We start from the raw sequence: 20,050 nt of genomic DNA, 5'->3' as shown, positions 1-20,050 counted from the left end.
TACGAGAACGGGGAACAACACAACACAATGTCATCGCAAGGAAATCCCCATGCTCGCAACCTTCACGCGGCTGTTCCCGCTCTGGGCCGTGCTGCTCTCCGTTCTCGCCTACTTTTTCCCGCCGACATTTGTCGCTATCGGCCCGTGGGTCACCACGCTGCTGATGCTGATTATGTTCGGCATGGGCGTACATCTTACCCTCGACGACTTTAAGCGCGTGCTCTCCCGACCGGCCCCCGTCGCGGCGGGTACGTTTCTTCACTACCTGGTGATGCCGCTGGCGGCGTGGCTGCTGGCAATGATTTTCAAGATGCCGCCGGATCTCTCGGCTGGAATGGTGTTGGTCGGCAGCGTCGCCAGCGGAACCGCATCCAACGTGATGATCTATCTTGCTAAAGGCGATGTCGCGCTGTCGGTGACCATCTCTTCGGTCTCAACGCTGGTGGGGGTTATCGCCACGCCGCTGCTGACGCGCCTCTATGTCGATGCCCATATCCAGGTCGATGTGATGGGGATGCTGCTGAGTATCCTGCAAATCGTGGTGATCCCGATTGGGCTGGGGTTGATTGTTCATTACCTCTTCCCGCGCGTGGTGAAAGCGGTAGAACCCTGGCTGCCCGCCTTTTCGATGGTCTGTATTCTGGCCATCATCAGCGCAGTGGTCGCCGGTTCCGCGTCGCATATTGCTTCTGTTGGGCTGATGGTGATTGTGGCGGTGATCCTGCACAACGCAATTGGTCTGCTGAGCGGTTACTGGGGCGGGCGTCTGTTTGGTTTTGATGAGTCCACCTGCCGGACGCTGGCTATCGAAGTGGGAATGCAGAACTCGGGGCTGGCCGCCGCGCTCGGTAAGCTCTACTTCTCACCGCTCGCCGCCCTACCCGGCGCGCTCTTCTCGGTGTGGCATAATCTTTCCGGCTCGCTGCTGGCAGGCTACTGGTCGGGTAAACCGGTAGAGGGCCGTCAGACAGAAAAGCGTAAAGCGAGTTAACGGATAGAGGGAGAGCGGATCGTAGCAGGTCGATCTGCTCTCCCTGATATGGCTTAACCCACGGTGACGGTAACGGGTTTTCCCAGTTTGCCCAGCATTGTTATCAGCGCATCGACGGTAAATTTACTGGTTTTCTGATTCACTACGTCAGAGACGCGCGGTCGTGAAATATTCAGTTTCGCAGCGACGTCGGCCTGCTTAAGTTTGTTTTCATCGATCCAGTCTGAAATCTCCTGCATCAACTGTTGTTTGATCGCTAATAAGGCGAGCACCTCTTTTTCAGCCTCCTGCGCGAGAAGTTGCGATTCGGCATCATCGAACCCCAGTTCGGAAAAGATATTCGCATCGGCGGGGGTGATATGACCGATCGGGCCATGGTTATCTTTTTTCATGTTGACTCCTGTGGTGCTCAATAACATCACGGTAGCGCAAGCGGGCCATCGTTTTATCGGCTAAAGCCGTGCGCTGCGATCGTTTGTTAAAGCAGTGCAGAATATAAATAGCCTCTTCAAAACGGGCTATATAGAAGATCCGGTAAGCGCTAGTACGATCGCGAAGGCGGATTTCAGCGACGCCGGGGCCAATTTCAGCCATTGACTTCCAGTCCGTTGCATCCAGCCCTGCCTGAATTTTATGCAGTTGATATCCTGCATCTTTACGCACCTCCGCAGGGAAAGCGCGTAGATCGTTGAAGGAAGTCCCCATCCAGATGACAGGTTTTAACGCAGGCCGGAAAGTGAGCATACTACATCCTTGTATAAAATTTTATACCTATTGTGGAGTGTAGATTACCCTTGTGAACGAGAGTGTCACCTGGCTTCGCGATAACCTGCGAGCCAATTTCCAGTTATGGCGTTCTTGCCTGCGCTTTTGACGCGTTATCGCGTAGACTCGTGACACTTCCTTAGGAGAACATGCCATGGCCGTGACCAGACTGACGCAGAAAGAGATGACCGAAAGTGAACAGCGGGAGCTTAAAACGCTGCTCGATCGCGCCCGCATTGCGCATGGACGCCCACTGAGTAACTCTGAGGCGAACCATGTTAAGAAAGAGTACATCGATAAGCTGATGGCGCAGCGTGAAGCGACCGCGAAGAAAGCCCGCCAGGTGAAAAAGCAGCAGGCTTATAAACCTGATGAGAACAGCACCTTTTCGTGGTCGGCAACCACGCAAACGCGCGGACGCCGCTGATTAGCGCCCTTTCTTTTTCCTGCCCGGCTGGGTAAAGCGCTTACCGGCCGGTTTCGCCCGGCTTTTCTCTTCCGGCTTCGCCGCTTTCACCGCGGGCTTTTTCGCCGCCTGCGGTTTCGCTTTGCTCTGCCCCTTCGGTTTCGCTTCCGAGGTGGAGTTCTCAATAAGCTTAAACAGCGCAATCAGCTCATCATCGGTGAGATCGCGCCACTCGCCGGGCGGCAATCCGGTCAGGCTGACGTTCATAATGCGCGTGCGCTCAAGCTTGGTCACCTCATAACCAAAGTGTTCGCACATGCGGCGAATCTGGCGGTTAAGCCCCTGCACCAGCGTGATGCGGAAGGTAAAAGGCGCTTCCCTCTTCACTTTGCACTTTTTGGTTACCGTACCGAGGATCGGCACACCTGCGCCCATCCCGCGTACAAACTCATCGGTAACCGGCTTGTTGACCGTGACCAGATACTCTTTTTCGTGGTCGTTTCCCGCCCGCAGGATCTTGTTCACCAGATCGCCGTGGTTGGTCAGGAAAATCAGCCCCTGCGAATCTTTATCGAGCCGGCCAATGGGGAAAATGCGGCTACTGTGGTTAACGAAATCGACGATATTGTCCTTTTCGCCCTCTTCGGTGGTACTGACGATGCCAACGGGTTTATTCAGCGCGATAAACACCAGATCTTCTTCATTTCGCGGTTCGATAAGTTGCCCGTTCACTTTCACCACGTCTCCGGCCACCACCTGGTCGCCAATCCCGGCGCGTTTGCCGTTGATAAAGACGTTGCCCTGTTCGATGTAACGGTCAGCCTCGCGGCGTGAGCAGATTCCGCTTTCGCTAATGTATTTATTTAAACGTGTTGATTGGGTTGGCAGCATAAGTTCTCCTCTGAAAGCGGAATATAACGTTGTTAGGCAGAAGAGAAAAATGGATTTTTGCCCCAGCGGCGAAGAAGTGTGCGCTAACTCGTTAAAATATATGCACTATGTGAAAGCGAGCAAAGTAGTCTGCGAGACGCTTTCCAGACTGAAAATGAATCGCTTTTTTGGTGCGCCGGGCATGCCATGATTTTGCCTTGAACAAAACAACCGTAGTTTATAAACTACTAGGCAACAGGCATGAAAGAGATAGTCCAAACCGACGCGTTTAAACTCTGGGAGTCATCATTACGCGATGCGAAATTGCGAGCGATTATCTCAGCGCGTCTTTTTAGATTGGCAAATGGCCTCACCGGAGATGTGAAACCAGTCGGGGAAGGGATAAGCGAATTACGAATACATTATGGTGCCGGTTACCGCATCTATTTCCAGCTGCGGGGTAATACCGTTGTCGTGTTGTTGTGTGGGGGGGATAAAAGTACCCAACCAAAAGACATTATCTACGCCAAATACCTGGCAAAATGTGTTTAACCATCAGGTGATTACCATGAATAAATTAACCCCTTATGATCCCGCAGCGGCACTGGTTAACGATGAGGCGATAGCGCTCTTCATGGCGGATGCACTGGAAACCGGCGATGCGGCTTATATCGCCCGAGCATTAGGGGTGATCGCTCGGGCCAAAGGGATGAGCGACATCGCTGCAGAAACCGGTTTGTCACGCGAGCAGCTCTATCGCTCTTTCAGCGAAAAGGGGAATCCGACACTGAAGACGACACTCTCCGTAATGAAAGCGCTGGGCATTGAACTGACAGTCAAACGCTAAGCTGCCCTGCCCGCAGGCACGGCGTGGATTAATACTCTTCGCGGGATTCGTCTTCGTCGGGCTGCTCCAGCACGCTGTAGGCCACCGAGCAGAAGAGCGAGTTGAGGCGCTTCATATCGCCGAGCAGGCCGAGGTGCAGCGAGCTGGTTTCAATACTCTGCACGTTTTGCTGATGCAGACGATCGACGTGCGCATGGGAGTAACGGCGGTTCAGAATGCGGAAGCGGTGCTTGCTGCGGCGCAACCGTCGCGCGCTGGTGACATCGCGGGAGAAAAAGACCGACATCGCCAGCTTCAGGTTGTTAAGCAGCTGCTCATGGAGGGCATCCAGCTCTTTCAGCCCTTCAAAGGAGAACGCGCGCCGCGCGGCGAGGGATTTATCGGCGATCTCACTGCCCATGCGCTCAATAATGTCGGAGGCCTGCTCAAGGTTGAGGGACATCTCAATCACCTCGCCCCAGCGTTTAGACTCCTCTTCCGCCAACTCATCTTTCGGCATGCGCGCCAGGTAGAGTTTGATGGCGGTGTAGAGCACATTCACATCGTCAGCCTGCTTACGCAGCTCCTTCTCCTGACGCGGTTCGCCATGCATCACCTTGTGTAGCCCTTCGAGCATCTGCTCCATCGCATCGCCCATGCGCAGCGTTTCGCGCGCGGCATTGGCCAGCGCCAGCGTTGGCGTATCGAGCGCGGAGCTGTCGAGGTGCTTCGGCTTGAGACGCGCCTCCAGTTCAGGCTCTTCGTGGATAATTCGTTTACAGAAGCGCGCCATCGGGCTGGCAAACGGCACCATCGCCAGGCAGCGGATGACGTTGTAGAAGACATGGAAATAGATCACCAGCTCCGATTCCGGCAGCGGCAATTTCTGCATCCCGTCAGCAAGAAGGTGAACGAAAGGCAGGATAAGCAGGCTACCCACCAGCTTGAAGAGCAGGCTCCCAAGCGCAACGCGGCGGGCAGCGGCATTGGCCCCGCTGTTATTCAGCATCGCCAGCAGACCAGATCCGAGGTTGGCACCAATCACCAGGCACAGCGCCACCGGGAAGGAGATAATACCGGCCGCGGTTAACGTCGCGGTCAGCAACACCGCGGCAAGACTGGAGTAGCTGATGATGGCAAACACCGCGCCAATCAGCGCGTCGAGCATGATATCGCCGGTCAGCGAGGCGAAAATCACCTGCACGCCATTCGCCTGAGTAATTGGCGTCACGGCCTGCACAATCAACTCCAGCGCCAGCAGGATCAGCCCAAGGCCGATGCTGACGCGGCCAAGCTGCCCTTCGCGGGTCTGTTTACGCCCAAGAAAGAAGATCACGCCGACAAAAATCAGCAGCGGCGAAAGCCATGAGAGATCGAAGGTCAGCACCCTCGCCATCAGCGCGGTACCCACATCCGCGCCGAGTACGATCACCAGCGCGGGGGTCAGCGCCACCAGATCCTGGGCGACAAAGGAGGCCACCAGCATGGTGGTGGCATTGCTGCTCTGCACCAGCGCGGTTACGCCAATACCGGCGCAGAAGGCGAGCGGTTTTTTCTCTACGCTGCGGCTAAGCACCGTGCGCAAACGCGCGCCGAACACGCGCATGACGCCGGTTCGTACAATGTGTGTGCCCCACACCAGCAGGGCGACAGCAGAAAGAAGATGTAGCAAAGTTAACACGGAATCAGCTTCTCCTTATCGTTATGCGCTGCCTGTTATCCACATGGATACGGCAACTTTATGAAGTAAGTATAAGGCGTTAAACCTGAGACGGGCACAGGGCGCGCAATCCGCGCCCTGTGAGTTGTAAGAATAGATGACAGTTATGTGACAGAAGCGAGGCGTTGGCGGTTAACGCGTTAACGCGGCATCCGCGCGTGGGGTGCCGTTACGTTTTGCCCAGACCACCGAGCCAATTTTTAACGCTTCCGACAACATAAACAGAACTATCGCGACCAGGGCCGAGCGGAATCCCGTTAGATGCAGCATCATCGGAATCAGCGCAACAGAGCATTTTAATGAGCACACGCGGGCAATTTCCTGCACCACAAAGAAAATCATATTGATATTTTTCTTCGCCAGAAACGACCACGCAGAAAATATTAACGAAATAATTAATGCAATATTAATAAAGAACATCAACTGGACTAATCCGCCCGTCACACCACTGACGCCTAAGCGGCCATAGTTGGAATAAAACGCGCTGATATCAGAATAAAAAGGCACGTTACCGCTCTGCATCGAAAAGAAGAGATATCCGAGCAGCGCCAGCACGTCCATCACGCCCCAAAAGATAAATATTTTATTTCTTAAATTCATAATCTTCATCCCTTACGCCTGGAATCCAGTGCCATGATTTACCTGACACCGCCCAGGCATCATCACCCTCAAGATATTTCTGGTAGATCGTCCGCTTTTCGCCATAGCGGCGGATCACCGAACGATTATAGAGGAACTCGCGCGTATCGGATGCCAGGTCTGCCGGCAGCGGCGTCCACAGCTGAATTTTATCGCGCGAGGTATTCATATAATCTTTGCCGTCAGAGCCGAAGACGCGCCCCTCGTCGCCCATACTGGTCGCACGGTTAAGCAGCATCACCGCAGCATTCTTCACGCCGTGGAAGTCCGTTTCGCTGGTTTTCCAGTAGCCGGGGCCAAACTCATCCGTTACCGGCGCAAAATCGCTGCGGGTCGGTGCCGGACGCCCGTGCACCGCCACGCTATCTTTAAAGCCGTTGATAATCGTACGCACAAAGACGGCGTTGAACGACAGACTCTGCACGCAGAACAGCTCAGCGCTTTCGGAAATAAAGAACGGATAGTAGAAGCGGTTGCGCGAGCTGACATTTGGCCGGACTACCACCACAATGCCTTTATCAATCAGGCTATCGATATAGTTCTCTTTTTGATGGCCCAGCGGATCGTGCGGTAAACCATATTTAAAACCGTGATGGGGTTTTATGCTGTAGCCATCAATACTGCCTAAAAGATTATTGGGGCTGCTTTCAATAAAGTACTCTTTTTTAATGATGTTTTTTGCAATATCTGGCGCGAGGATATTCTCATAATCCTTCGGCAGTAAATTTCTTTTCCTGATATCATAAATATCCATTTTATAATACTCACGTTTAATTGATGTCAGCCAAAAGCAGCGCAAAAAAGAGAGCAACTTTACTTTTTAATCTGCCTCCATCATACGCATGAAGCGGAATGAGGGCCTAAGAAAATATCATACTTTAAGAATGTTCTTAGTTCAAATTTGTATTATGTCTGCTTTGCGATAGTTTCGTGAAAATGAAATGAAAAAACGGGGCAATTAACCTGCCCCGTATAATTTAATCCGCATCGTAACCTAAATGGGACGCCAGCCAGCGTTCCACTTCCGGCACGCTCATCCCCTTGCGACGCGCGTAATCTTCCACCTGATCACGCTGAATTTGCGCTACAGCGAAATATTTACTCTCTGGATGGCTGAAATACCAGCCGGAGACCGAGGCACCCGGCCACATGGCGAAGGACTCCGTCAGCTTCATGCCGGTATGTTTCTCCACATCCAGCAACTGCCAGATGGTCCCTTTTTCCGTGTGCTCCGGGCAGGCCGGATATCCCGGCGCCGGGCGGATACCCTGGTAATTTTCGCGGATCAGCGCCTCGTTGCTGAGGTTTTCATACGGCGCATAGCCCCAATAGACTTTGCGTACCCGCTCATGGAGATACTCGGCAAAGGCTTCTGCCAGCCGATCGGCTATCGCTTTGACCATGATTTTATTGTAGTCGTCGTGCGCGGCGTCGTAGGCGTCTGCCAGCGCGTCCTCTTCCAGCCCGCCGGTCACGGCGAAAGCGCCAATGTAATCCGCTTTACCGCTCTGTTTCGGCGCGACAAAATCGGCGAGGCAGTAGTTAGCAAAGCCGATTTTTTCCGTCTGCTGGCGCAGATGGCAGCCCAGCGCCAGCAGCTCTGTGCGGGTTTCATCCTGGTAGATCTCGACGTCATCGCCGACGCGGTTCGCCGGAAATAAGCCAACCACGCCGCGCGGGTTGAGCCGCTTTTCTGCGCCGAGCATATCGAGCATCTCGTTGGCATCGGCAAAGAGCCGTTTTGCCTCCTCACCCACCACCTCATCTTCGAGGATGCGCGGATATTTGCCCGCCAGCGACCAGGTCATAAAGAAGGGCGTCCAGTCGATGTAGTTACGCAGCGTCTCAATACTGGCCGTGACCTCCTGCACACCTAACCGATGCGCGACCGGTGGCGTGTAACTCGCCCAGTCGAATGCGAGATCGTTTTCGCGCGCGGCCTGCAGCGTCACCGGCGGCGTACGCGGTTTTTTACGCGCGTGCTGGATGCGCACCGTTTCATACTCTTTGCGGGTGCGGGCGACAAATTCATCGTGCTGCGTGGCAGAGAGCAGCGCAGAGACCACGCCGACGGTGCGCGAAGCGTTCTGCACGTAGACCGTCGGCCCGCTGTAGTTCTGTTCGATTTTGACCGCCGTATGGGCTTTCGAGGTGGTCGCGCCGCCAATCAGCAGCGGAATTGTGAAGCCCTGACGCTCCATCTCTTTCGCCACGTTGACCATCTCATCGAGCGAAGGAGTGATAAGGCCGGAAAGACCAATCAGATCGGCATTCACTTCGCGGGCGGTTTTGAGGATTTTATCCGCCGGCACCATCACGCCAAGATCGATAATTTCGTAGTTGTTGCACTGCAGCACCACGCCAACGATGTTCTTGCCGATATCGTGTACATCGCCTTTTACCGTGGCGATCACCATCTTGCCGTTGCTGCTGCCCTTCTCTTTACTGGCTTCGATGTAGGGCTCCAGATAGGCCACCGCCTGCTTCATCACGCGGGCTGATTTCACCACCTGCGGCAGAAACATTTTGCCCTCGCCAAATAGATCGCCGACCACGTTCATGCCGTCCATCAGTGGCCCTTCGATCACTTCGATGGGGCGTGCGGCCAGCTGGCGGGCCTCTTCGGTATCCTGCTCAATAAATTCGGTGATGCCTTTTACCAGCGAATATTCGAGGCGCTTTTTCACCTCCCAGCTGCGCCACTCCGCCTGCTGGGCGGCGGCACCCTCATCGGCACCTTTACTGCCGCGATACTTCTCTGCCAGGTCCAGCATGCGCTCGGTGGCATCGTCGCGGCGATTAAGGATCACATCTTCTACCCCATCGCGCAGCTCGGCGGGCAGATCGTCATAAATCGCCAGCTGACCGGCGTTGACGATGCCCATATCCATACCGTTACGAATGGCGTAATAGAGGAACACGGCGTGAATCGCTTCACGCACCGGGTCGTTACCGCGAAACGAGAAGGAGACGTTCGACACGCCGCCGGAGATCAGCGCGTGGGGTAACTCGCGTTTGATATCTTCGCAGGCGCCGATAAAGTCCTGCGCATAGTTGTTGTGCTCTTCGATCCCCGTCGCTACGGCGAAGATGTTGGGGTCGAAAATAATATCTTCCGGCGGGAAACCCACCTCCTGAGTCAAAATCTGGTATGCGCGACGGCAAATCTCAATCTTGCGCGCGCGGGTATCCGCCTGGCCCACTTCATCAAAGGCCATCACCACCACCGCTGCGCCATAGCGGCGCACCAGCTTCGCGTGATGAATAAAGGCGTCAACGCCCTCTTTCATTGATATGGAGTTAACAATGCCCTTGCCCTGGATGCACTTCAGCCCTTTTTCAATCACCTCCCACTTGGAGGAGTCGATCATGATGGGCACGCGGGCAATATCCGGCTCACCGGCAATCAGGTTGAGGAAACGCACCATCGCCGCTTCGGCGTCGAGCATCCCTTCATCCATATTGATATCGATGATCTGCGCGCCGCTCTCCACCTGTTGACGGGCGACATCGAGCGCTTCATTGTACTTCTCTTCTTTAATCAGGCGTTTGAATTTGGCTGAGCCGGTAACGTTAGTCCGTTCGCCGACGTTCACAAACAGGCTCTCATCGCCAATGTTGAGCGGCTCAAGACCGGCGAGACGGCAGGCAACGGGCAGATCCGGCAGTTTGCGCGGCGGCACGCCGGCAACCGCGCGGCTCATCGCCGCAATATGTTCCGGCGTGGTGCCGCAGCAGCCGCCGACAATGTTAAGGAAACCGGCCTGCGCCCATTCACCGATTTGCGCCGCCATGGTGTCGGCGTCGAGATCGTATTCACCAAACGCATTCGGTAAACCGGCGTTCGGGTGCGCGGTGACGTAACACTCGGCAATGCGCGACAGTTCCTGCACATACTGGCGCAGCTCGTCCGGCCCCAGCGCACAGTTGAGCCCGAAGGTGAGCGCATCGGCATGGCGCAGGGAGTTATAGAACGCTTCGGTGGTTTGCCCGGAGAGCGTACGCCCGGAAGCGTCGGTAATGGTGCCGGAGATCATGATCGGCAGATCGATGCCCAGCGCGTCGAACTCCTCTTTTACCGCGAAGATAGCCGCTTTGGCGTTGAGGGTATCGAACACCGTTTCGATCATGATTAGATCGGCTCCCCCCTCCACCAGCGCGCGGGTTGATTCGCGATAGGCAGTAACTAGCTGATCGAAGGAGATATTACGAAACGCCGGGTCGTTAACGTCCGGCGAAATGGACGCGGTGCGGTTGGTTGGGCCAAGCACGCCGGCTACATAGCGCGGTTTATCCGGCGTCTGCGCGGTCCACTTATCAGCGCTGGCACGCGCCAGCTTCGCGGCAGCAACGTTGATCTCCGCCGACAGGGATTCCATCTGGTAATCCGCCATGGCGATGGTGGTGGAGTTAAAGGTGTTGGTTTCAATGATATCTGCGCCTGCTGCAAAGTAGGCATCGTGGATATCAGCAATCACCTGCGGTTTGCTGAGAACCAGCAGGTCATTGTTACCTTTCAGATCGCAGGGCCAGTCGGCGAAGCGCTCGCCGCGGAAATCCTGTTCACTTAAACGATAGCTCTGGATCATGGTGCCCATGCCCCCATCCAGAACCAGAATGCGTTCACTTAACTGCTGTTTCAGTTGCTCAACGTTGTTGCTCACACTCACTCCCGACGGCGCCAGATCAGGCCAAAAGGCCAGCAGAACATACTGGCATAAAGTCACAGGCCGGAAAAGCAACGCGGGGGGAATATGAGAGAAGTTCACCATCACTCATCCGATCAGTAGTAAGAAGAGTTACGTTATACTCTGGCAAAACGAAAATCATTTCCACGATACAGAAAAGGAGCTCCTATGGTCGCTTCCGTCCCCGCAAAACGTGGCAGAAAAGCCGCCGCTCCGGCCGCGCCCGCTGGCGGGCAGGTGCAATCCTTAACGCGCGGCCTCAAATTGCTCGAGTGGATCGCCGAATCACACAGCAGCGTCGCGCTGACCGAGCTGGCACAGCAGGCCGGTTTACCCAACTCCACTACTCACCGTTTACTGACTACCATGCAGCAGCTGGGCTTTGTCCGCCAGGTAGGCGAACTGGGGCACTGGGCGATTGGCGCGCACGCCTTTATCGTCGGCAGCAGCTTTCTGCAAAGCCGCAACCTGATGGCGATTGTGCACCCGATTCTGCGCAAGCTGATGGAGGAGTCCGGCGAGACGGTGAACCTGGCGGTGCTGGATAAGAGCGATCATCAGGCGATCATTATCGATCAAGTGCAGTGTACGCAGTTGATGCGCATGTCGGCACCGATTGGCGGCAAATTGCCGATGCACGCCTCCGGCGCGGGAAAAGCGTTTCTTTCGCGGCTGGATGATGAGCAGGTCGGTAATCTGTTGCATCGCCAGGGGCTGCACGCTTACACCCACGCCACGCTGGTGTCGCCGCTGCATCTGAAAGAGGATCTCGCCCAGACGCGTAAACGCGGCTACTCCTTTGATGATGAAGAGCATGCGCTCGGCCTGCGCTGCGTCGCCGCCTGCATCTTTGACGAGCATGGCGAACCGTTCGCCGCCATCTCCATCTCCGGGCCGATTTCGCGCATCACCGACGATCGCGTCACGGAATTGGGCGCGATGGTGATCCGCGCGGCAAAAGAGGTGACGCTGGCTTACGGCGGCATCCGCACCTAAACAAGAGTGTTCTCTATGGGCGCGAGCACTCTCGCAGGCGACAGAAGGGATCTCTGATTGTTGTTCCCCCTCAGGCAGTGGCACTTTGGCAAAAATGCCCTTTCTGAGGTTCTGTTGTATGAAGTGTAATAGTCGTACGCTTGCCGCCCTCCTGCTGGCGCTCCCTGTTCCGGTGTGGGCGCATGTGAAATGGTTTGTGGATTATGATGTCAAACTCGCCCCGGCCTCGCTGGCGGCGATTGCCGGTTCGCTCAGCTTTTGGGCGCTGCTGGTTTTCGCCACGCTGGTGATTTTCGCCACCTCGCTGGCCGACCGCCGCCTCCCCTCATTCCCTGAGATCCCGCGCTTTCGCCCGCCGCTTCTGCACGCCCATCGCTGGGTTCCGGTGATTATGCGTGTGGGAACCGGCCTCTTTTTTCTTATCCTCGGCCTCTTCTACCCACAGGTGATCCTCACGCCAGAACTGATCGTGGCCAACCCGTGGTTGACCTTCATTCACTTCGCCATTGCCATCACCGCCGTGACACGGAAAACCAGCTTTATCGCCGGGCTGCTGATGCTGTTTCTTTATAGCTATGCGGTGCAGCTTTACGGCGCGTTCCATATGCTCGATTACCTGCTGTTTATCGGCCTTGGCATCTATCTCCTTAGCCAGACCTTTCTGCCGGCGGAAAACGACGAACGCGTGATTGCCCTGGTGCGGCTGGTTCTCTGCTACTCCTTTTTATGGGGCGCCGTGGAGAAATTTATGCAGCCGAATCTCTATTTCCAGTTGCTGGACGCGCACCCGTGGCTGGCGATGGGGCTGGACTGGGATTTCTTTGTGCGCGGCTGCGGGTTTGTGGAGCTGTGCCTGATTTGGCATATCTATAGTGGCAAGCTGGCAAGCTACGCCTGCATCACTCTCTTCGCGCTGATTGCGGTGCTGGCCTTTATTCCCTTTGGCATCACGGATGTGGTCGGCCACCTGGCTTTTATTGTGCCGTTGATTGCGATCCTGCTTACGCCACGGGAAACCGTGCTGTTTCGCAGCGCCGCAGCCAATACCGCCGCCTTTTTGGCGATGCTGCTGACGCTGTTACTGTTTGGCTCACTGAGCTACTCGGTGTTGCAGTACAACACCCATCTGCATTAACCCGCCTGCCGCAGCGTGCTTTGGGCGAAGCGAATGCAGAAGCGCTGGCGTTTGCGGTAGGCGTAGACATCCTCCACGTGCCCCTGACGAATGCGCGCCTGCAAACCACGCCAGTAGTCGGCGCGAAAGAGATCGGCGTGCATCTCTTCAAACAGCGGGCCGATCTCCGGGTCGGCGCAGAGCCAGTGGCGAAACTCTTCAGGAAAGACATCGCCCGGCGCAACGCTGTACCACGGCTCGGCGCTGAGTTCATCTTCCGGGTATCGCGGGGCGGGGATATCGCGGAAATTCACTTCCGTCATGTAACAGATTTCGTCGTAATCATAAAAGACCACCCGGCCGTGGCGCGTCACGCCGAAGTTTTTAAACAGCATATCGCCGGGGAAAATATTGGCGGCGGCAAGCTGGCGAATGGCATTGCCATACTCTTCCACCGCGTCGCGCAGTTGCTGGCCTTTCACCTGCTCGAACCAGAGATTGAGCGGCACCATGCGCCGTTCAATATAGAGATGGCTGATGGCAATCCGATCGCCAAGATCGGTGATTTTGCCCGGCGCCTGCTCCAGCAGCAGCGCCATTAACGGCGGCGCAATCTGCCGCTTCTCCAGCACAAAATTTTCAAACTCCTGGGTGTCTGCCATGCGCCCGACGCGATCGTGCTCCTTTACCAGTTGGTAGCAGGCGCGAACGTGGGCGGCGCTCATCTCTTTTTGCGGCGGGAAGACATCTTTGATCACTTTGAAGACGCGATCGAACCCCGGCAGGGTAAACACCAGCATCACCATGCCGCGAATGCCAGGCGCTTCGATAAACTGCTCATCACTGTTAGTGACGTAGTGGAGATATTCGCGGTAACTCTCTGTTTTCGCATGCTTCTGGCAGCCAATCGCCATATAGAGCTCGGCGGTGGTTTTGCCCGGCAGGATCTCGCGCAGCCACTCGACGGTAGCCGCCGGGAGCGGCGCATAAACCATAAAGTAGGAGCGGGCGAAGCCAAATACGATGCTCGCTTCGGCGTGCGTGGTGAGGCAGGTATCAACAAACAGCTCCCCCTCGTCGCTGCGATGGATTGGCAGCAGAAACGGCAGCGTTCCCGCCGGGGTGATGAGTTTGCCTACCAGCCAGGCGGCCTTGTTGCGGTAGAAAAGCTCGTTCGCTACCTGTAAATGCGCATGGTTGAGCGCATCCATGCCAAAGGCTTCCAGCAGGTGAGCGCTGATATAACGCACGTCACGCGCTTTGTCCTGCCACGGCAGCCGCAGCGGCAGATCCGATAACACTTTTGTCAGCAGCACTTCCCAGCCACGCTCCGGCCAGAAGGCTTTCGCCAGCGGGCGTGGAATGGTACGAAAACGGCGTTCGGGCTGTGAACTGAAGATGAAAAGCCGCTCGGGTGACAGGGAGCGATGATCAAACAAGCGGCAATAGACCGAGTTAAAGAAGCTTTCGGCAATTTCAAAGCGGGGATAGTCGGGCAGCAGCTGCGTGTAGTGCGCTTTCACCTCTTGCAAAAATTCCACGTCCGGATGCTGGCTGTCGGTGATACAGCGCAACTGCTCCACCACCAGACCGACGTGGTGATCGTAGAGGTGGATACGCTGTTTCATCGCCTGCTGCACGGCGTGCCAGTCCGCCTGCTCAAAGCGCTGCTGCGCCCCGGCGGTCACTTCCAGAAAGCGCCCATACTGCGCGTCAAAACCCTGCAGGATGGTTTGTGCAATTAACAACGCCAGGCCACGCGACATGTGCACCTCCAGGTGACGGCCGGATTAGTGTGTAAGCCGGAGACGCGCCCGCGCCATCCGGCAGCCACAATGCAGTCGGGCGCATTAGACGCCGAACTGCGCCTCTTCTGTCGATCCGGTTAATGCCGTGACCGACGAGGCTCCGCCCTGAATAATGGTGGTCACTTTGTCGAAGTAACCGGTGCCCACTTCCTGCTGGTGCGAGACGAAGGTGTAGCCCTCTTTCCCGGCGGCAAACTCCGGCTGCTGCACCTTCTCAACGTAGTGCTTCATCCCCTCGCCCTGCGCGTAGGCGTGCGCAAGGTCGAACATGTTGAACCACATGCTGTGAATACCCGCGAGGGTGATGAACTGGAATTTATAGCCCATATCCGACAGCTCCTGCTGGAAGCGCGCGATGGTGTCGTCGTCGAGGTTCTTTTTCCAGTTAAAGGAGGGCGAGCAGTTGTAGGCCAGTAGCTTGCCGGGGAATTTCGCGTGGATAGCATCAGCAAAGCGGCGTGCCAGCGCCAGATCGGGTGTCGAGGTTTCGCACCACACCAGGTCAGCGTAAGGGGCATAAGCGAGGCCACGGCTGATCGCCTGTTCAATGCCTGCATGCGTACGGTAGAACCCCTCGCTGGTGCGCTCTCCGGTAATAAAGGCGCTGTCATAGGGGTCGCAGTCAGAGGTGATCAAGTCGGCGGCATCCGCATCGGTACGCGCGACCACTAAGGTCGGCACGCCGAGCACGTCAGCGGCCAGACGCGCGGCAACCAGTTTTTGCACCGCTTCCTGGGTCGGAACCAGCACTTTACCGCCCATATGGCCGCACTTTTTCACCGAGGCGAGCTGATCTTCGAAGTGAACCGCCGCTGCACCGGCTTCAATCATCGATTTCATCAGTTCAAAGGCGTTAAGCACGCCGCCAAACCCCGCTTCCGCATCGGCAACGATCGGCAGGAAATAGTCGACATAACGTGGGTCGCCAGGCTCAATGCCGCTCGACCACTGGATCTGATCCGCGCGGCGGAAGGTGTTATTGATGCGTTCAACCACCGCTGGCACCGAGTTCGCCGGGTAGAGGGATTGATCCGGGTACATGCTGGCGGCAAGGTTGGCATCCGCCGCTACTTGCCAGCCGGAGAGATAGACCGCCTCAATGCCCGCTTTCGCCTGCTGCAACGCCTGCCCGCCGGTTAATGCGCCAAGGCTGTTCACGTAACCCTTTTTCGACTCACCGTTCAGCAGACGCCAGATTTTGGCTGCGCCAAGCTGCGCCAGCGTGCACTCCGGGTTGACCGAGCCGCGTAACTTCACCACCTCTTCCGCGCTGTACGGGCGGCGAATGCCTTCCCAGCGTGATTGTGTCCATTCCTGTTGCAGCTCTTCAATTTGTTGGGTACGGGTTTTCATATGCAGATGCTCCCTATTCTTCTCCTGGCGTACCAGGCGTTATTGATGAAGGCCGTTTGCTCAGGGTCAGCACACCCACCGCAGCCTGTTTGTCATAAGCGGGGATGGTGAACGCTGCCCTGGCCAACGTGGCAAACAAATTAGCCCGGGTAGTTACGCCAGCAGGCGGTAACCCGGCAGGGTTAAGAAATCAATCAACTCATCGGAAGTGGTGATTTGCTCCATCAGCCGTGCGGCATCGTCAAAACGCCCGCTGCTGTAACGGTGCTCCCCCAGCTCTTCCTGAATGACCTGCATCTCTTCAGCCAGCATCTGGCGGAATAGCGCTTTGGTCACCGGTTTGCCGTTGCTCAGCGTCTTCTGGTGGTGGATCCACTGCCAGATAGAGGTTCGGGAGATTTCCGCGGTGGCGGCATCTTCCATCAGACCGTAAATGGGCACACAGCCGTTACCGGTGATCCACGCTTCGATGTACTGCACCGCCACGCGGATATTGGCGCGCATCCCCTCTTCGGTGCGCTCCCCTTCACAGGGTGCCAGCAACTCTTCGGCGCGGATCGGCGCATCCTCGTCGCGGGTGACAAAGAGTTGGTTTTTATGCTCGCCCAGCGCCGCGTTGAAAATCTCCATCACGCTGTCGCCAAGGCCAGGGTGGGCAATCCACGTGCCATCGTGTCCGTTATCCGCTTCCAGCTGCTTGTCGGCTTTTACTTTGTTCAGCACCCAGTTATTACGTTCGGCATCTTTGCTGGGGATGAATGCCGCCATGCCGCCCATGGCAAACGCGCCGCGACGATGGCAGGTTTTGATCAGCAGACGGGAGTAGGCGCTGAGGAAGGGTTTATCCATCGTCACCACCTGGCGATCCGGCAGCACGCGGTCCGGGTAGTTTTTCAGGGTTTTGATGTAGCTGAAGATGTAATCCCAGCGCCCGCAGTTCAGCCCGACAATATGATCACGCAGCGCGTGGAGGATCTCATCCATCTGGAAGACGGCCGGCAGCGTTTCAATCAACAGCGTTGCTTTGATGGTGCCGCGCGGCAGGTTAAAGCGATCTTCTGTGAAGCTGAAGACCTCGCTCCACCAGGCGGCCTCTTGCCAGGCCTGAGTTTTCGGCAGATAGAAGTAGGGACCGCTGCCTTTAGCCAGCAGGTTTTTATGGTTGTGGAAGAAGTAGAGCGCGAAGTCGAACAGACTGCCTGGGATCGCCTCTCCACGCCAGGTGACATGTTTCTCCGGCAGGTGTAAGCCGCGCACGCGGCACACCAGTACCGCCGGGTCGGGCTTCAACTGATAAATTTTTCCCGCTTCATTGGTGTAGCTGATAGTGCCATTGACCGCATCGCGCAGGTTGATCTGCCCATCGATCACTTTTCCCCAGTTTGGCGCCAGCGAATCTTCAAAGTCCGCCATGAACACTTTCACGTTTGCGTTCAGCGCGTTGATGACCATTTTGCGCTCAACAGGCCCGGTGATCTCTACGCGACGGTCCAGAAGATCGTCAGGAATACCGCGGATCGTCCAGTCGCTTTCACGGATGGAAGCGGTTTCCGAAATAAAGCCTGGCAGCTTGCCGTTATCAATCTCTTGCTGCTGCTGAACGCGCGCGGCCAGCAGTTGATTGCGTTTAGGCGTGAAGCGCGCGACCAGGTCGCTCAGGAATTCTACCGCCGCCGGCGTCAGGATCTGCTTCTCCTGCGCGCCAAAGGGCTGCGTAAAGGCCAGTTCTTCAGTTGTGGTCGCCTGTTGTGTCATGGTGCGGTCTCCTCTTTTGGCAGCGAACTCATTTTCCAGGGCAAACGACGATCGGTTGTGCAGTTTTCGTGCAGCAGGATCAATCCTGGACAATAAATTTTCCAAAATCAAAAACAATTTCCATTTTAATTATTAATTGATGATAAGTACTTGATTATAGAGAGGATAAATTTTTATTGGGGAGTGAAGTGATTTTCGCAAACAAAAAAGGCACCCGAAGGTGCCTGTCGTCTGATGCTGAAACGCTTAATCCAGCGTCGGATTCATATGACGCAGATCGTATGGCGTGATCTGGTAGACGTAGTAGTTGAGCCAGTTGATGAACAGCAAATTACCGTGGCTGCGCCAGGAAGCGCGCGGTTTGTTTTGCGGATCGTTTTGTGGGAAATAGTTGTGCGGCAGTTCAGGTTGCAGGCCCGCTTCCACATCACGGAAATATTCGCTCGCCAGCGTGTCGGGATCGTATTCCGGATGGCCGGTGACAAATGCGATGCGCTTATCTTTGCTGGCGAAGAGATAGGCATCGCCATCTGCCGTTTCCGCCAGGATATCGAGATCGGTGTAATCACGGATTAGCGCAGCGGGGAAATCAGCATAGCGCGAGTGCGGCGCGAGGAAATAGTCATCGAAGCCGCGCGTCAGCAGGGCATGAGGCTGCAGGAGGTGGTGCTCGTAGACGCCGGAGAGTTTATCGCTGCGGGTCTGTTTCGGAATGCCGTAAAGGATATTGAGTGCTGCCTGTACTGCCCAACAGACGAAAAGTGTAGAGGTAACGTGATCTTTAGCCCATGCCAGCACCTGCTCGATCTGCGGCCAGTAGGCAACATCGTTAAACTCGACCAGGCCTAACGGCGCGCCGGTGACAATCAGGCCATCGAAATTTTCGTCGCACACTTCATCGAAATTACAGTAGAAGGTGTTGAGGTGCTCAGCGGGTGTATTGCGCGACTCGCGTGAATCGATTCGCAGCAGGCGGACATCAACCTGCAACGGGGAGTTGGAGAGTAAACGCAGGAACTGGTTTTCCGTCTCGATCTTTTTCGGCATCAGGTTGAGGATAAGCACCTTCAGGGGACGAATTTCCTGCACTGTCGCGCGTGAAGTCGTCATCACAAAGACGTTTTCATCCCGGAGAAGATTGACGGCCGGCAGCTCGTCCTGCACCCGAATCGGCATAACTTATATCCTCACAACATACGTTTATACGTTTAGACATCCAGACAGCTGACAATACCCATAAATGGTCTGAATGTCGAGCCTGCCGGTGGAAGGTGAGAAAGTTTCACATCACGGCTTACGGGGTAACGCCTTAACTGATGATAGTGGGATTGTTATTGCCCGGCGGTTTTGGCTTTTTAGCCTGCTGCAGCGCGTCTAAAACCTGTGGGTCGCTAAGTGGGGCGGGATTGGCGATGACATAAGGCGCGCGGCACCGGCCATATGCCGCACCGAAAGTCATTTCCATGATGGCTCGCTCCTCCACCGCCGATAAACCGCCTTCGTTCATCTCCAGCGCATGGGCGAGAATGGCCAGCTTACCGGCTCCGGGCAGAGCATGCCAGAAAGAACGGGGGGCGACTTCGAGGATCAGATCCCGGAGCAGTTTCTCTGCAAGAAAGAAGTCGGCAACAATGATGCGCTGGTTGCTAAAGGGCTGGTGGCCGGAAGCCTGCTGCTGAGTGGCGAGATTGCGCACAATCATGCGGTTTTTATACAGCTGAACGTAAAGCGTGACCATGGCTACTTCCTTTAGCGACGAAGGGGGGATTGAAAAGCGTGAAAAAAGAATAGCAAAAAGCCTCATGCTTTCGCATGAGGCTTTCGGCTTTGTTTGATGCCTGGCAGTTCCCTACTCTCGCATGGGGAGACCCCACACTACCATCGGCGCTACGGCGTTTCACTTCTGAGTTCGGCATGGGGTCAGGTGGGACCACCGCGCTAGTGCCGCCAGGCAAATTCTGTTGTCATGCCGCATTCGCCGCACAACGTAATCTGTATCAGCTGAAAATCATCTCTCATCCGCCAAAACATCTTCGGCGTTGTAAGGTTAAGCCTCACGGTTCATTAGTACCGGTTAGCTCAACGCATCGCTGCGCTTACACACCCGGCCTATCAACGT

At 55.8% G+C, this 20,050-nt stretch carries 18 protein-coding genes and 2 rRNA genes; 6 read left to right on the top strand and 14 right to left on the bottom strand.

Going from position 1 to position 20,050, the window contains the following annotated elements:
* Positions 1–49 precede the first annotated feature (49 nt).
* Entirely contained in the window at positions 50–991 is a 942-nt protein-coding gene (gene panS / locus SOM48_RS06895; RefSeq protein WP_128483859.1) for a ketopantoate/pantoate/pantothenate transporter PanS, read from the top strand.
* 53 nt (positions 992–1,044) lie between these two features.
* Here panS and SOM48_RS06890 read toward each other — a convergent pair whose 3' ends face one another.
* Together SOM48_RS06890 and SOM48_RS06885 are read right to left on the bottom strand one after the other, a co-directional pair.
* Positions 1,045–1,383 (bottom strand): helix-turn-helix domain-containing protein, encoded by a 339-nt coding sequence (locus tag SOM48_RS06890; protein ID WP_139568488.1) that lies wholly within the window; start codon positions 1,381–1,383, stop codon positions 1,045–1,047.
* Positions 1,370–1,735 carry a type II toxin-antitoxin system RelE/ParE family toxin gene (locus SOM48_RS06885; protein ID WP_139568487.1) on the bottom strand — a complete coding sequence of 122 codons (366 nt, stop codon included), beginning with the start codon at positions 1,733–1,735 and terminating at the stop codon, positions 1,370–1,372. Before SOM48_RS06885 ends, SOM48_RS06890 begins: the two co-directional genes overlap by 14 nt.
* 175 nt (positions 1,736–1,910) lie before the next feature.
* Between SOM48_RS06885 and SOM48_RS06880 the strand changes: the two genes are divergently transcribed.
* The gene (locus SOM48_RS06880) at positions 1,911–2,183 is read left to right on the top strand and encodes a YjbD family protein (RefSeq protein WP_042712605.1); all 273 of its coding nucleotides are present in this window, start codon (positions 1,911–1,913) and stop codon (positions 2,181–2,183) included.
* Here SOM48_RS06880 and rluF read toward each other — a convergent pair whose 3' ends face one another.
* Positions 2,184–3,053, bottom strand: a complete 870-nt coding sequence (rluF, locus tag SOM48_RS06875) for a 23S rRNA pseudouridine(2604) synthase RluF (protein WP_320511679.1) — start codon at positions 3,051–3,053, stop codon at positions 2,184–2,186. It lies immediately after the preceding gene.
* Between the two features lie 240 nt (positions 3,054–3,293).
* Here rluF and SOM48_RS06870 point away from each other — a divergent pair, with 240 nt between their 5' ends.
* Together SOM48_RS06870 and SOM48_RS06865 are read left to right on the top strand one after the other, a co-directional pair.
* Positions 3,294–3,584, top strand: a complete 291-nt coding sequence (locus tag SOM48_RS06870; protein ID WP_128483861.1) for a type II toxin-antitoxin system RelE/ParE family toxin — start codon at positions 3,294–3,296, stop codon at positions 3,582–3,584.
* 16 nt (positions 3,585–3,600) lie between these two features.
* A complete protein-coding gene (locus SOM48_RS06865; protein ID WP_042712602.1) occupies positions 3,601–3,879 on the top strand; it encodes an addiction module antidote protein in 279 nt (92 codons plus the stop codon).
* Positions 3,880–3,907: 28 nt separating this feature from the next.
* On the opposite strand, the gene SOM48_RS06860 is transcribed toward SOM48_RS06865, so the two are convergent.
* The 4 genes from SOM48_RS06860 to metH form a co-directional block, all read right to left on the bottom strand.
* Positions 3,908–5,539 (bottom strand): Na/Pi cotransporter family protein, encoded by a 1,632-nt coding sequence (locus SOM48_RS06860; RefSeq protein WP_042712600.1) that lies wholly within the window; start codon positions 5,537–5,539, stop codon positions 3,908–3,910.
* A 171-nt stretch (positions 5,540–5,710) separates the two neighbouring features.
* Entirely contained in the window at positions 5,711–6,187 is a 477-nt protein-coding gene (locus SOM48_RS06855) for a hypothetical protein (RefSeq protein WP_232374410.1), read from the bottom strand.
* Complete coding sequence (locus SOM48_RS06850) at positions 6,162–6,971, bottom strand: DUF8093 domain-containing protein (RefSeq protein ID WP_241658780.1); 810 nt, start codon at positions 6,969–6,971, stop codon at positions 6,162–6,164. The genes SOM48_RS06855 and SOM48_RS06850 overlap by 26 nt, the downstream gene beginning before the upstream one ends.
* Positions 6,972–7,194: 223 nt before the next feature.
* On the bottom strand, positions 7,195–10,881 hold the full coding sequence (metH, locus tag SOM48_RS06845; RefSeq protein ID WP_320511678.1) for a methionine synthase: 3,687 nt from the start codon (positions 10,879–10,881) through the stop codon (positions 7,195–7,197).
* A gap of 192 nt (positions 10,882–11,073) precedes the next feature.
* On the opposite strand from metH, the gene iclR reads away from it, so the two are divergent.
* Both iclR and SOM48_RS06835 read left to right on the top strand, forming a co-directional pair.
* Positions 11,074–11,901 (top strand): glyoxylate bypass operon transcriptional repressor IclR, encoded by an 828-nt coding sequence (iclR, locus tag SOM48_RS06840; protein WP_023478496.1) that lies wholly within the window; start codon positions 11,074–11,076, stop codon positions 11,899–11,901.
* Positions 11,902–12,019: 118 nt separating this feature from the next.
* The gene (locus SOM48_RS06835; protein WP_320511677.1) at positions 12,020–13,036 is read left to right on the top strand and encodes a hypothetical protein; all 1,017 of its coding nucleotides are present in this window, start codon (positions 12,020–12,022) and stop codon (positions 13,034–13,036) included.
* On the opposite strand, the gene aceK is transcribed toward SOM48_RS06835, so the two are convergent.
* From aceK to SOM48_RS06800, 7 genes are all read right to left on the bottom strand, one after another.
* Positions 13,033–14,781 (bottom strand): bifunctional isocitrate dehydrogenase kinase/phosphatase, encoded by a 1,749-nt coding sequence (gene aceK / locus SOM48_RS06830; protein WP_139569520.1) that lies wholly within the window; start codon positions 14,779–14,781, stop codon positions 13,033–13,035. The two genes, SOM48_RS06835 and aceK, sit on opposite strands and share 4 nt — an antisense overlap.
* Positions 14,782–14,865: 84 nt before the next feature.
* Positions 14,866–16,176: an isocitrate lyase gene (gene aceA, locus SOM48_RS06825; RefSeq protein WP_320511676.1), complete on the bottom strand. Its 1,311-nt coding sequence runs from the start codon at positions 16,174–16,176 to the stop codon at positions 14,866–14,868.
* Positions 16,177–16,329: 153 nt separating this feature from the next.
* Positions 16,330–17,931, bottom strand: a complete 1,602-nt coding sequence (aceB, locus tag SOM48_RS06820; RefSeq protein ID WP_288883365.1) for a malate synthase A — start codon at positions 17,929–17,931, stop codon at positions 16,330–16,332.
* A 246-nt stretch (positions 17,932–18,177) separates the two neighbouring features.
* Positions 18,178–19,107, bottom strand: coding sequence for a homoserine O-acetyltransferase MetA (gene metA, locus SOM48_RS06815; protein ID WP_042712586.1), 930 nt, complete (start codon positions 19,105–19,107; stop codon positions 18,178–18,180).
* 133 nt (positions 19,108–19,240) lie between these two features.
* Positions 19,241–19,669 (bottom strand): YjaA family stress response protein, encoded by a 429-nt coding sequence (locus SOM48_RS06810; protein ID WP_313354844.1) that lies wholly within the window; start codon positions 19,667–19,669, stop codon positions 19,241–19,243.
* Between the two features lie 98 nt (positions 19,670–19,767).
* Positions 19,768–19,883, bottom strand: a 5S ribosomal RNA gene (rrf, locus tag SOM48_RS06805).
* 91 nt (positions 19,884–19,974) lie between these two features.
* A 23S ribosomal RNA gene (locus SOM48_RS06800) occupies positions 19,975–20,050 on the bottom strand; the annotation flags it as partial.

Origin of the sequence: Kosakonia sp. CFBP8986 (assembly GCF_034044935.1) — a bacterium.
GTDB lineage: Bacteria > Pseudomonadota > Gammaproteobacteria > Enterobacterales > Enterobacteriaceae > Kosakonia > Kosakonia cowanii.
The sequence above is the reverse complement of the archived record's forward strand: the minus strand, read 5'-3'. Positions and strand labels throughout refer to the sequence as shown.

Coding starts and splice junctions, on each gene's coding strand:
- rluF (WP_320511679.1), bottom strand. CDS start 3,053: ATGCTGCCAACCCAATCAACACGTTTAAATAAATACATTAGCGAAAGC.
- panS (WP_128483859.1), top strand. CDS start 50: ATGCTCGCAACCTTCACGCGGCTGTTCCCGCTCTGGGCCGTGCTGCTC.
- SOM48_RS06880 (WP_042712605.1), top strand. CDS start 1,911: ATGGCCGTGACCAGACTGACGCAGAAAGAGATGACCGAAAGTGAACAG.
- aceB (WP_288883365.1), bottom strand. CDS start 17,931: ATGACACAACAGGCGACCACAACTGAAGAACTGGCCTTTACGCAGCCC.
- SOM48_RS06810 (WP_313354844.1), bottom strand. CDS start 19,669: ATGGTCACGCTTTACGTTCAGCTGTATAAAAACCGCATGATTGTGCGC.
- SOM48_RS06835 (WP_320511677.1), top strand. CDS start 12,020: ATGAAGTGTAATAGTCGTACGCTTGCCGCCCTCCTGCTGGCGCTCCCT.
- SOM48_RS06885 (WP_139568487.1), bottom strand. CDS start 1,735: ATGCTCACTTTCCGGCCTGCGTTAAAACCTGTCATCTGGATGGGGACT.
- aceA (WP_320511676.1), bottom strand. CDS start 16,176: ATGAAAACCCGTACCCAACAAATTGAAGAGCTGCAACAGGAATGGACA.
- SOM48_RS06870 (WP_128483861.1), top strand. CDS start 3,294: ATGAAAGAGATAGTCCAAACCGACGCGTTTAAACTCTGGGAGTCATCA.
- SOM48_RS06855 (WP_232374410.1), bottom strand. CDS start 6,187: ATGAAGATTATGAATTTAAGAAATAAAATATTTATCTTTTGGGGCGTG.
- aceK (WP_139569520.1), bottom strand. CDS start 14,781: ATGTCGCGTGGCCTGGCGTTGTTAATTGCACAAACCATCCTGCAGGGT.
- SOM48_RS06850 (WP_241658780.1), bottom strand. CDS start 6,971: ATGGATATTTATGATATCAGGAAAAGAAATTTACTGCCGAAGGATTAT.
- metA (WP_042712586.1), bottom strand. CDS start 19,107: ATGCCGATTCGGGTGCAGGACGAGCTGCCGGCCGTCAATCTTCTCCGG.
- SOM48_RS06890 (WP_139568488.1), bottom strand. CDS start 1,383: ATGAAAAAAGATAACCATGGCCCGATCGGTCATATCACCCCCGCCGAT.
- iclR (WP_023478496.1), top strand. CDS start 11,074: ATGGTCGCTTCCGTCCCCGCAAAACGTGGCAGAAAAGCCGCCGCTCCG.
- SOM48_RS06865 (WP_042712602.1), top strand. CDS start 3,601: ATGAATAAATTAACCCCTTATGATCCCGCAGCGGCACTGGTTAACGAT.